Annotated in this window: 13 protein-coding genes; 8 read left to right on the forward strand and 5 right to left on the reverse strand. The window is 70.7% G+C overall.

The window, feature by feature from the left end:
* Positions 1 to 111 precede the first annotated feature (111 nt).
* The 3 genes from FHS39_RS25385 to panD all read left to right on the forward strand — a co-directional run bounded on the left by FHS39_RS25385 (position 112) and on the right by panD (position 2342).
* Entirely contained in the window at positions 112 to 396 is a 285-nt protein-coding gene (locus FHS39_RS25385; RefSeq protein ID WP_343069575.1) for an FG-GAP repeat domain-containing protein, read from the forward strand.
* Between the two features lie 246 nt (positions 397 to 642).
* Positions 643 to 1806, forward strand: a complete 1164-nt coding sequence (locus tag FHS39_RS10810) for an acyltransferase family protein (RefSeq protein WP_184348962.1) — start codon at positions 643 to 645, stop codon at positions 1804 to 1806.
* Positions 1807 to 1925: 119 nt separating this feature from the next.
* On the forward strand, positions 1926 to 2342 hold the full coding sequence (panD, locus tag FHS39_RS10815) for an aspartate 1-decarboxylase (protein WP_184348964.1): 417 nt from the start codon (positions 1926 to 1928) through the stop codon (positions 2340 to 2342).
* A 19-nt stretch (positions 2343 to 2361) separates the two neighbouring features.
* On the opposite strand, the gene FHS39_RS10820 is transcribed toward panD, so the two are convergent.
* The gene (locus FHS39_RS10820) at positions 2362 to 3117 is read right to left on the reverse strand and encodes an alpha/beta hydrolase family protein (RefSeq protein ID WP_184348966.1); all 756 of its coding nucleotides are present in this window, start codon (positions 3115 to 3117) and stop codon (positions 2362 to 2364) included.
* A 92-nt stretch (positions 3118 to 3209) separates the two neighbouring features.
* Positions 3210 to 3665, reverse strand: coding sequence for a helix-turn-helix domain-containing protein (locus tag FHS39_RS10825; RefSeq protein ID WP_184348968.1), 456 nt, complete (start codon positions 3663 to 3665; stop codon positions 3210 to 3212).
* A gap of 247 nt (positions 3666 to 3912) precedes the next feature.
* Between FHS39_RS10825 and FHS39_RS10830 the strand changes: the two genes are divergently transcribed.
* Together FHS39_RS10830 and FHS39_RS10835 are read left to right on the forward strand one after the other, a co-directional pair.
* The gene (locus FHS39_RS10830; protein ID WP_184348970.1) at positions 3913 to 4887 is read left to right on the forward strand and encodes a ParB N-terminal domain-containing protein; all 975 of its coding nucleotides are present in this window, start codon (positions 3913 to 3915) and stop codon (positions 4885 to 4887) included.
* Positions 4888 to 4990: 103 nt separating this feature from the next.
* Entirely contained in the window at positions 4991 to 5818 is an 828-nt protein-coding gene (locus FHS39_RS10835; protein WP_184348972.1) for an AfsR/SARP family transcriptional regulator, read from the forward strand.
* Here the strand turns inward: FHS39_RS10835 and FHS39_RS10840 are convergent.
* Positions 5791 to 6711, reverse strand: coding sequence for a ribokinase (locus FHS39_RS10840; RefSeq protein WP_184348974.1), 921 nt, complete (start codon positions 6709 to 6711; stop codon positions 5791 to 5793). The genes FHS39_RS10835 and FHS39_RS10840 overlap by 28 nt on opposite strands.
* Before the next feature lie 189 nt (positions 6712 to 6900).
* On the opposite strand from FHS39_RS10840, the gene FHS39_RS10845 reads away from it, so the two are divergent.
* Together FHS39_RS10845 and FHS39_RS10850 are read left to right on the forward strand one after the other, a co-directional pair.
* Positions 6901 to 7689 (forward strand): sigma-70 family RNA polymerase sigma factor, encoded by a 789-nt coding sequence (locus FHS39_RS10845; RefSeq protein WP_184348976.1) that lies wholly within the window; start codon positions 6901 to 6903, stop codon positions 7687 to 7689.
* Between the two features lie 39 nt (positions 7690 to 7728).
* On the forward strand, positions 7729 to 7920 hold the full coding sequence (locus tag FHS39_RS10850; RefSeq protein WP_184348978.1) for a hypothetical protein: 192 nt from the start codon (positions 7729 to 7731) through the stop codon (positions 7918 to 7920).
* A 57-nt stretch (positions 7921 to 7977) separates the two neighbouring features.
* Here FHS39_RS10850 and FHS39_RS10855 read toward each other — a convergent pair whose 3' ends face one another.
* Positions 7978 to 8217, reverse strand: coding sequence for a chaplin (locus tag FHS39_RS10855; RefSeq protein ID WP_184348980.1), 240 nt, complete (start codon positions 8215 to 8217; stop codon positions 7978 to 7980).
* A 222-nt stretch (positions 8218 to 8439) separates the two neighbouring features.
* Between FHS39_RS10855 and FHS39_RS10860 the strand changes: the two genes are divergently transcribed.
* On the forward strand, positions 8440 to 9924 hold the full coding sequence (locus tag FHS39_RS10860) for an SDR family NAD(P)-dependent oxidoreductase (RefSeq protein WP_184348983.1): 1485 nt from the start codon (positions 8440 to 8442) through the stop codon (positions 9922 to 9924).
* Positions 9925 to 10032: 108 nt separating this feature from the next.
* On the opposite strand, the gene tsaD is transcribed toward FHS39_RS10860, so the two are convergent.
* The gene (gene tsaD / locus FHS39_RS10865; RefSeq protein ID WP_425507778.1) at positions 10033 to 11151 is read right to left on the reverse strand and encodes a tRNA (adenosine(37)-N6)-threonylcarbamoyltransferase complex transferase subunit TsaD; all 1119 of its coding nucleotides are present in this window, start codon (positions 11149 to 11151) and stop codon (positions 10033 to 10035) included.
* Between the last annotated feature and the right edge of the window lie 117 nt (positions 11152 to 11268).

An 11268-nucleotide genomic window follows, 5' to 3' on the forward strand; every position in this document is an offset into this window, starting at 1 on the left:
AGTGGTCATGGTGGCTGGGCGGAGTTCGGGACGTTTGCTACCGGTGTTGGTGAGTCGGGGAGCAGGGTTCGATTCGCTGATATCAATGGTGATGGGAAGGCCGACTATCTCGTGGTTCATGATGATGGCTCGGTTGGTGCGTGGGTGAATAGTGGTGGTAGTGGTCATGGTGGCTGGGCGGAGTTCGGGACGTTTGCTACCGGTGTTGGTGAGTCGGGGAGCAGGGTTCGATTCGCTGATATCAATGGTGATGGGAAAGCTGACTATCTCGTAGTTCAGGACAACGGTGCCATCGACGCGTGGAGGAACGACGGTGGCACCGGTCACGGCGGGTGGGCTGAGTACGGCACCATCGCCACTGGCGTCGGCGAACCAGGCAGCCGCGTCCGAATCTGACGGCCGACGGCAAGATGGGCATGGGCGCCGCTGGGAAGTAGAAAGGAGAGGCATGCTCTCCGGTTGCCTGCACGTCACATGGTCTGCAGAGGTCGATGGCCGCCCCCATGGCAGCCTTCTTGGCCAGGTCGACAGCAGTTGGAGCTGGTTCCTGTAAGAAAGCCGACCGGACCGGCCGATCATTTGCTCTTGAGGTAGAGGGCATCAGTTCTGCGCCCCTCGCTCGGGCGAGGGCCCGTAGGCCCCATGAATGCTGCGCCGCTCGCCTCTCATTTCATGCTTGGGATTCCATCAGTGAGTCAGATAACCCCCATTGCCCCGAAGCGGTTCAGTGAGCCATCCTTATCGCAAATACGCCTGGACTCCCTCACGGGGCTTCGGTGGTTCGCGGCACTGCTAGTCTTCTGTTACCACTTCGGCTACGAGGAGACAGCCTCCGGCACCGCCAAGAACGTCCGCCTGTTGAAGGACGTCGTGTATGCCGGCCCCTCGGCTGTGTCCTTCTTCTTCATACTTTCCGGGTTCGTACTGGCCTGGTCGGCACGGTCGCGCGATACGGTCACCGGCTTTTGGTGGCGGCGCTTCGCTCGTATCTATCCGAGCCACTTGGTGACCTTCTTGGCCGCCGTTCTCCTGCTGCTCTGGGTGGGCCGGACTCTCGATCCACGCATCGCGCTGGCAAATCTCAGCCTGACTCAGTCCTGGGTACCGAACCAGAAGGACTGGTGGTTCGGGTACAACGGTGTGGCGTGGTCGCTGAGTTGTGAGGCCCTCTTCTATCTCTCGTTCCCGCTCCTGATCACGGCCGCCCGGCGGTTCTCGACCCGGGGGCTGTGGGCGACGGTGATCGTGGGCAACCTGACCGTGATGCTCCTGCCGTTCTGCACCAGGGTTATTGGGCGCACGCTCGGGTGGGACGCGAAGTTCGTGCTCTACATCCTCCCTCCCGTGCGGCTGGTCGAGTTCGTCATCGGAATTGCCCTCGCGCTGCTGGTGAAGAGTGGTTCCTGGCGCGGGCCAGGCCTGGTTGCCAGCCTGGCGCTGTCCACCATGGTCATATTCGGGCCGGTCCACCTCATGCCGTACAACTTTCATTGGGCGGCTGACTCGATCGTCCCGTACACCCTCACCATTGCTGCCGCTGCCCGTGCTGACGTCCGGGGGGAACCGTCCCCGTTCAGGAATCGGTGCGTCGTCTACCTCGGTGAGGTGTCCTTCGCTTGCTACCTGGTGCACGAGTTGGTCATCTTCGGTACCAACCACTTCCTCAGCAGGCATCACTTCACCCTTCCCCTGACCTTGCACCTAGGCCTGCTCCTCGCGGGCTCGGTCGGCTGTGCAGTGCTGCTTCACGAGTGCATCGAGAAGCCTGGTGTGAAGCTGCTCACGCGGCGGAGGCGGAAGTCGTGACCCGTCACAGGGTGAGCGGCGAGACTGCTCCCCTGAAGCTGATCGAAGGGCTGTACAGTAATTAGACCGCCCTTGACCTGCACAAACGCAGGCAGGGAGCCTATATCCGGGAGTCCTCCATGTACCGCACCATGATGAAGTCCAAGATCCATCGCGCCACCGTGACGCAGGCCGACCTGCACTACGTGGGTTCCCTCACCGTCGACGCGGACCTGATGGAGGCCGCGGACCTGCTGCCCGGTGAGAAGGTCAACATCGTCGACATCAACAACGGCGCCCGCCTGTCGACCTATGTGATCGAGGGCCCGCGGGGCACCGGAGTGATCGGCATCAACGGGGCCGCCGCACGGCTGATCAGCCCCGGCGACCTGGTCATCGTCATCGCCTACGCCTCCATGGACAACGCCGAGGCCGCCTCCTTCGAGCCGCGCGTCGTCTTCGTCGACGAGCAGAACAAGGTGGCCGACCTCGGCAGCGACCCCGCTGCCGTCCCCGAGGGTTCCGGTCTCCGGCGCGGGGACCGCGTCGAGGGCTGAGCCCCCGCACACGTGCCGGTCAGGCCGGGGACACCCCGGCCGCCTCGGCGACGGTCCGCGCGGTGAACCTGCCGGCCGCGCGGACCTTCTCGTCGTCGGTGGGGCGGCAGCGCCCCGCCACCGGGTCGTAGGCCGTCATCATCGCGCCCGCGTGATCGGCACCCTCGATCTCCTCCAGCCGCGCCGGCCAGTGATGCGCCGTGAGCGCCTCCAGCAACTGGTGTGAGAACGCGACGCCGATCTGCTCGTCCGCCGTGCCGTGCACCAGCGTCACCGGGACGGGCTGGGGAAGCCCGTCGGGCGCCGCGGTCAGATCGGTCAGCACGGGAACGCCGGTGGTGCGCGCCGGACGGTCGTAGCGCGAGGCGATGCCCACGACGGCAGCCGGCCGCCATCCGCCCGCCGCCTCCGGGTGCAGGGCGAGCCCCATCGCCGCCGAAGCACCCGCCGACCACCCGGCGAGCACGAAGCGATCTCCGTCACCTCCGAGGGAGCCCGCGCCGCCTCGTGCGTACTCCAGCGAGTCCAGCAGGTGCGCCCGGCCGCCGTCGGGGGCGTCTGAACGCCAGTCGGGCACCAGGACGAGCAGGCCGTGCCCGGCGATCTCGCGCGCGAGCGGGCCGAGGACGTCCCGCTCGTCGGGGCCGATTCCATGCCACAGCAAAACCGTTGGCAATGTGCCCGCCGCGGCCCGGGGCCGCGGCCGGTAAATGTCGATGAGTTTGCCGTTGGGCATGGTGACGAGCTCGTACTGCACGTCAAGTCCTATGGGCATGACGGAACTTCCCGGGTCGTCGGAGCCGGAGTCAATGGAATCGCCGGCTGAGTGAATCCTGAGCGAATCGGCAGAGCGAATCGGAAGCGGAATCAGCGGGAAGCCGGCGACTCGGGTGGGTTCTTCGGCCGGGTCGGCAGTCCCTCCAGCTCACGGACGCGCTCGATGACCTCGGTGATCGAATGCAGGCTCTCCGCGGACAGCCCCGCCGCCCGGAGGGCGACGCGCTGCACCTTGGTGTCCCGCAAGGCCACCAGCAGCCGCAGGTCGGCGTTTACGGACGCCGTCACCTTGTCGTCGAAGAAATAAGCCGGAGGCACGCCGAAGAATTTCGCGAGCGCTTCCACGTGCCGCAGCGTCGGATTGTTCCGCTGCCCTTTGCGCAACAGCCAGATATAGCTACCGGAAATCGACACACCTCCGGCGGTGATCTCCCGCGCCACTTCCTCCGTGGTGTACGGCTCCCGGCCGGACGGGACCACCGTCCCGAAGAGATGGTTGAGCTTGTCGGCGAGCGTCAGTTCGCCCGTGGCGTCCGGATCGTTCATGATCGCACCTCCCTCCCGCGGTCAATCTAGCTTACGGGCGGCCGCGGGGGTCCATATGCCCGTGGCCGGAACGCGGTTGACAGCGACTGGGGTCGCTGCCTAGCGTCCTGGGTGTCAGCGGATCGACTGGTGTTGGACAACCTACTCCAGTGATTGACCATCAGTTGGCGAGGGGGTGGGCCACAGGCCTCTCTCCGCCGTGCTCGATTCGCTGTCGGCGGCCGGAGGTTCTGCGGGAGGGGAAGTCGTGACGGCTACGGAACCGAAACAACAACGGACGGTTCTGCTTCCGATCGCTGCTCTGCTGCCGGCGGACTCGCCCCGCTTGGCGGGCGAGGATGCACAGCACGTCCAGGCGCTTGCCCGGCTGGACACCCCACTGCCGCCCATCGTCGTGCACCGCGCCTCCATGCGGGTCGTCGATGGGATGCACCGGCTGCGAGCCGCTCGTCTACGGGGGGATGAGCGGATCGCAGCCCGGTTCTTCGACGGCAGTGACGAGGACGCCTTCGTCTACGCGGTCCGTGTGAACATCCTGCACGGACTGCCGCTGACGCAGGCGGAGCGGGCGGCCGCCGCCGAGCGCATCATCCGGACCCACCCGCAGTGGTCGGACCGGCTGATCGCCTCGGCGGCGGGCCTCGCGGCCAGCACCGTCGCCTCCTTGCGAAAAAAAGTCAGCGACCGCGCCGCGCAGTTGAACGCCCGAACCGGCCGCGACGGCCGGGTCCGGCCGCTCAACGCGGCCGAGGGCCGCCGCCGCGCCTGCGCCCTGATCGCCGCCAAACCCCAGGCCAGCCTGCGGGAGATCGCCGATGCCGCCGGGATCGCCCTCGGCACCGCACGTGACGTCCGGCTGCGCATCCGCCAGGGCCAGGACCCCGTGCCCAAGAAGCTTCGCGACGCCGAGAACCGGGACGTGAACCGCCCCGTCGGCCGCACCACCACCACTCCGGCGGCCGCGCCGCCCGTCGCACCGCCGCCGCCCGTCACCGACGCCGGACCGGCCCTGCCGAGGCTGCGCAAGGATCCCTCGCTGCGCCTCACCGAAGGCGGCCGCGCCCTGCTGCACCTGCTGAGCTCCCACCCCGGCGGCGAGAGAACGCGCAGACTGCTGGAGAGCGTGCCCGCCCACCGCCGCACCGCAGTGGCCCAAGCCGCCCGCGCCTGCGCCGAGTCCTGGCTGCGCTTCGCCAGTGAACTCGAGCGCCGGGCCGTGTGACGACGCCGGCGTTCGCAAGGACATCCCCCGCGGGGACCGTGCCCCGCGGGCTCAAGCAGTGCGCGGCGCACCGCCGCGGATACGGGGGCAGACGATGAGCGTGATGGAAACGACGGGGACCGGCCCGAGGCCGATCGCCGTCACCCTTCTCGGGCCGCTGTCGGCCCGCGTGGGCGAGGAGCCCGTCACGATCGGCGGGCCGAGACAGCGGCTCATCCTCTCCCTGCTCGTCCTGGCGTGGGGAGACGTGGTCTCCGTCGGCACCCTCGCCGACGCCGTCTGGGGCGAGCGCCCGCCGGCCTCCGCCCGCACCCGCATCGCCGTCTGCATCGGGACGCTGCGCAAGGCCTTCCGGGCCGCCGGACACGACGGCCAGGTCATCGCGACCGCACCCGGCGGCTACCGGCTGCTGACCGAGCGGGTCAGCGTCGACGCCTTCGACTTCGACGCCCTGACCACCGTCGCCTACGACGCCCTCTACCGCCTGGCCGGCGACCACCTCGGGCGCGAACGCTTCGAGGCGGCCGAGGAGTTGTACGGCCACGTGCTGCGCCTCGCCCGGGAGCAGGGCGACCTGACGGGCGAGGCCCGCGCCCTGCTCGGCATCGGCCGGACCCGGGTGGAGTCCGGGTACTTCGACGAGGCGGAGGCCGTCCTCCTGGACTCCCTGTGCGTCGCCGAGGACGTGGGCGACACCGTGCTCGTCGCCGAGGTGAACCTGGTGCTCGCCCGCTACTGCCGGATGCTGCGCCGGACCGTCCCGGCGGGCGAGCACCTCATGGTGGCCCACCGGGCCTTCCGCCAGATCGGCTCGGCGGCCGGAGCCCAGCAGGTGGCACAGGAGACCGGCCTGCTGGCGGAGTGCGTCGCGGACTCGCTGCTTCCGCTGGACCTGATTCCCCGTCAGCGCCCGCGGCCCGGCGCCCGCTGAAGCTCCGCAGCCGTCGGATACGACGGCTGCGCACCCGGCTTGGTCACCGATGCCGCGCCGACCCGCACGGCGAACCGCGCCGCTTCCGCCACGTCGTCACCGGCGGCCAGGCGCGCGGCCAGCGCCCCGGTGAAGGCGTCGCCGGCCCCGGTCGTGTCGACCGCCGTCACCTCGATGCCCGGCACGGCAACCGGCTCGGCGTCCTCGGCGCCGAGCACCAGGGCGCCTTCGGGGCCGAGCGTGACCACCACCGAGCGGGCACCGCGCTCGCGCAGCGCGTGCGCCCACTGGGCGGGCGTGCCACCGGATGCCTGCGCCAGCTGCCGCGCCTCGTGCTCGTTGACCACCAGCGGATCGGCGGCCGCCAGGAGCTCCGGGTCCAACTCCCGTGGAACGGGCGAGGGGTTGAGCACCACCCGGCTGCCGGCCTCGTGCGCCGCACGCGCCGCGGCCCGTACGGTCTCCGGCGGGACCTCCCACTGCAGTGACACCACGGCCGATCCGGCGACGGCCTCGCGCGCCGCCGCCACGTCGGCGGGGGAGAGGCGGGCGTTGGCGCCGGGGGAGACGACGATGGTGTTGTCGCCGTCCGGGCCGACGACGATCATCGCGGTCCCGGTGCGGGCCCCCGGCTCCACCAGCACGTGCCGCAGCTCGGTGCCCGCCGCACGCTGGGCGTCGAGCAGCAGCCGGCCATAGGCGTCGTCGCCGACGCGGGCGAGCAGGGCGGTCCGGGCACCGAGACGGGCGGCCGCCGCGGCCTGGTTGGCGCCCTTGCCGCCCGCGGACTCGGTCAGGTCGGTGCCGGGGACGGTCTCGCCGGGCGCGGGGCGGCGGCTCACCCGCACGGTCAGGTCGGCATTGGCCGAGCCGATCACGAGTACGTCATACATGCGCCTGATCCTTCCCCATCGCCCGCCGCGCACCCGCACCCGGCCTTACGGGACGGTACGTGAGCGTACGCATGCGTCGAGTCGCGGAAACCGGTGCCCCGGGTGATGCTGAGACAGCCGCGCCCGGAGCCGTTCCGGCAGGTCGCCCGGCATTACTCCTTGGCATGTGAGCGAGGGGACACCGCGATCATGGTTGAACCGAGGCACCACCAGCGCACGCGCGATGCGGACGGCCCCGATACCGCCGCCCCCTTCTTCCGGCTGGCGGAGCTGCCGCCCGGGCCCGAGCGCGACCGGCTGCGACAGGACGTGATCGCCGCCTGGCTGCCCATGGCCGAGCGGATCAGCCTGCGGTTCCGCAAGAGCGGCGAGAGCCCGGCGGACCTGCGGCAGGTGGCGGCCCTGGCCCTCGTGCACGCCGTGGACCGGTTCGATCCGCGGCTCGGCTTCGCTTTCGAGTCCTTCGCCATTCCCACCATCAACGGCGAGCTCAAACGGCACGTCCGCGATCACGTGTGGTCCCTGCACATCCCCCGCCGGGACCAGGAGCTGCGCGCCGCCGTCCGCACCGCCCGGACCCGGCTGGAGCAGCGCCGCGCCGGTTCCGCGGTCACGGCGGCGGAGCTGGCCGCGGAGACGGGGCTGACCGACGAGGAGGTGCGGCGGGGGCTGGACGCCGACGGGGTGCACCACATGCTCTCCCTCGACCACCCCGTCGCCGGGGCGGAGGAGCTGCCGCTCGCCGAAACGCTCGGCCACGTGGACCGGGCCCTGGACCTGGTGGTCGACCGCCAGACCCTCAAGCCACTGCTGGACGCCCTGCCCGAGCGCGAGAAATACGTCCTGTACTGGCGTTTCTTCGGCAATCTCACCCAGAAGCAGATCGGCGCCCGGCTGGGCGTCTCCCAGATGCAGATCTCCCGCATCCTCAGCCGCACCTGCGCCCGGCTGCGCCAGCAGCTCCTCGCGGCGGCCTAGCCGCCGGCCCCCGCCGGCACTGAAGACAGGCGTATGACCATGACGTCACAGCACACGCACCTGACCCCCGACCTCCCGCCGATCGTCGAGATACCCGACCTCCCCGGCGCCCAGCACTCCGGCGTGGACGGTGCCGAGCGCGAGGCCGTGCCCTCCTCCGGACATGTGGGTGGCGCCCATCAGGAGGTCGATGGGCGCCACGATCGCGCAGGGGAGGGTTCCGGCGGCTGACTGTGACCCAACCCCGCGCGGGGTGCGCGATCCGGCTTGTCGCGCGTTCGGGGGGCGTCAGCCGTTGACGCAGGTGTTGCCGAAGGTCGGGTTGAGCAGGCCGACGACGTCGATCGTGTTCCCGCAGATGTTGATCGGGATCTGGATCGGGATCTGGATGACGTTGCCCGAGATGACGCCCGGAGAGCCCGCAGCGACGGCGCCCGCGTCGGAGTCGGCGAAGGCGATCCCCGAGGTGCCGGTGACGGCGAGGCCGGCAGCGGCGGTCAGCAGGGCTGCCTTGGCGGTACGCGACATGTTTAAACCTTTCTAACGGGTGGTGAGTGGCAATTGTGGCTTCCGGTTCCTACAGAGTCGGGCCAATTTGGGCGTTGGTGGGGTGAATTAACCCGGAAAGGTCAATAAGTCGGATGTACTGCCCGGCGGGGTGTGACGTACGTGATTGGCGTGCTCGCGTCCGGCTACGTACAGTTTCCTGGAACCTTTATCGAACAAACGGACTGGGAAACGACAGCGGTCATGACCGTCACTGAAGAAAACCGCGACGGTGCAGGCCACCTGTCGGGCACGGACACGGGCATAGCCCCGGAGCGAATGGCGATCTTCCTGAGCGTGCTCGAGGAGCTCGACGACCTTCCGGTCGACCACCCCGACGCGATAGCCGTCCGCCGGGCCACCTCCGGCGTCTACCGCACGGTCAAGCAGCGCCGCCGTCAGGAGCGCCGGGCCGCCAAGACCGCCCACGACCGGTCGGTCACCGAGGCCACGGCCACCGGATCCGCCGAGCGCATCGACGACGAGACGCAGGGGCTGCTGCCCAGCTCCTCGACCGCCGGGGAGATCGCGGGCATCCTGGAGCGCCCCCGCTCCTGCTACACCTGCAAGACCCGCTACGTCGAGGTCGACGCCTTCTACCACCAGCTGTGCCGGGACTGCGCGACGGAGAACCGCGCCCGCCGCGACGCGCGCGCCGACCTCACCGGCCGACGCGCCCTGCTCACGGGCGGCCGGGCCAAGATCGGCATGTACATCGCGCTGCGGCTGTTGCGGGACGGCGCGCACACCACCATCACCACCCGCTTCCCCAACGACGCCATCCGGCGCTTCAAGGCGATGCCGGACAGCGACGAGTGGATCCACCGGCTCAAGGTCGTGGGCATCGACCTGCGCGACCCGGCGCAGGTCGTCGCACTCGCCGACTCGGTCGCGGCCGAGGGCCCGCTCGACATCCTGATCAACAACGCCGCCCAGACGGTCCGCCGCTCCCCGCGCGCCTACAGCGAGCTGGTCGCGGCCGAGTCCGCTCCGCTGCCGGCCGGCGAGCTGCCCGCCGCCGAGGTGATCGGCACCTTCGGCAGCGGCGCGGTGGACGCCGTGGCCGCCCTGCCGGGCCCGCGCGGCGAGGCCCTGTCCGCGCAGGACGTCACCGACCTGGCGCTCGTCAGCGGCTCGGCTTCCCTGGCCCGCATCGAGGCGGGCACGGCGATCGACGCCGGCGGCCTGGTCCCGGACCTGGACTCCACCAACAGCTGGATCCAGACCGTCTCCGAGGTCGACCCGGTCGAGCTGCTCGAAGTCCAGCTGTGCAACTCCACGGCGCCCTTCATCCTGATCAGCCGCCTCCGCCCGGCCATGGCCGCCTCCGCGGCCCGCCGTACCTACGTGGTCAACGTCTCCGCCATGGAGGGCGTGTTCAGCCGCGGCTACAAGGGCGCCGGGCATCCGCACACGAACATGGCCAAGGCCGCGCTGAACATGCTGACGCGCACCAGCGCCCAGGAGATGTTCGAGGCCGACGGCATCCTGATGACCGCCGTCGACACGGGCTGGATCACGGACGAGCGCCCGCACCCGGACAAGGTCCGCCTCGCCGCGGCAGGCTTCCATGCGCCGCTCGACCTGGTGGACGGCGCGGCGCGGGTCTACGACCCGATCGTGCGCGGCGAGCAGGGCGAGGACCTGTACGGGTGCTTCCTGAAGGACTACCGCAAGTCGGACTGGTAGGCGACCCGGCGCCGGGCGGGCGGGGCACCTGCCCGCCCGGCGCATGAGGGGCCCATCAGGACAGGTGCCCCCGCACGGCGTCCAGCGCCTGCCGGAGCCCGTCGACCGTCACCACCGTCCGGCCGCCACCACGCCCGGACGGCCTTGCGGCAGACGGTCCCGCACGGCCAGCGCCAGCGCCCGCGCGCCGCGGGCGACCGGGTGGAGTGCCGCGTACTCCAGTGGCGCGGAGGGGTCCACGGACAGGTCGAGCGGCGCGGGCTCGGCTCCCGCGCGCACCAGCAGGTCGCCGACGGCGGCGATCATCGCGCCGTTGTCGGTGCACAGCCGCAGCGGGGGGACGCGCAGTTCGATGCCCGCGGCGTCGCAGCGCTGCCGGGCCAGCGCCCGCACCCGGGAGTTCGCGGCCACGCCGCCGACCACGACGAGGGTGGACACGCCGTGGTCGGTGCAGGCGGCGAGGGCCTTGCGGGTGAGGACGTCGGCCACCGCCTCCTGCAAGGACGCGGCGCCGTCCGGGACCGGCAGAGGCCGCCCGGCGGCCCGGTGCTGCTCGGCCCAGCGGGCGGCGGCGGTCTTCAGCCCGGAGAAGGAGAACGCATAGCGGTCGTCGCGCGGGCCCGTCAGGGGGCGCGGGAAAGCCACCGCGCGCGGGTCGCCGTCGCGCGCCGCGCGGTCGACGGCGGGCCCGCCGGGGTAGGGCAGGCCGAAGACGCGCGCGACCTTGTCGAAGCACTCGCCCGCCGCGTCGTCGAGCGTGTCGCCGAGGTGGACGATCGGGTCGCGTGCCAGATCCCGTACGAGCAGCAGCGAGGTGTGCCCGCCGGAGACGATCAGCACCATGCAGGGGTTGGGCAGCGGCCCGTGTTCGAGGGTGTCGGCGGCCACGTGCCCGGCCAGGTGGTGCACCCCGTACAGCGGCACGCCCAGCGAATAGGCCAGGCCCTTGGCCGCCGCGACGCCCACCTGGAGGGCGCCGGACAGCCCCGGGCCGGTCGTCACGGCCACCGCGCCGATGTCGCGCATCGACAGGCCCGCGTCGGCGAGCGCGGCCCGGACGACCGGGGTGGCCGCATGGACGTGGGCGCGGGCCGCGATCTCCGGCACGACGCCGCCGAAGCGGGCGTGCTCGTCCATGCTGGACGCCACGGCGTGGCCCAGCAGTTGCCCGTCCCGGACGAGACCGGCGCCGGTCTCGTCGCACGACGACTCGATACCCAGGACCACCGGTGAACGCCTCACGAGTATGTCTCCTGCCTTCGATAAGTAATTGCACATTGTATGCAACAAGGTCGGGGCGGGCAGCCCGGCAGCGGTGACGTCCGCGCAGGTCAGTAGAGTTCC

It is taken from the genome of Streptomyces olivoverticillatus, assembly GCF_014203555.1.
In the GTDB taxonomy this organism is placed as follows: Bacteria; Actinomycetota; Actinomycetes; order Streptomycetales; family Streptomycetaceae; genus Streptomyces; species Streptomyces olivoverticillatus.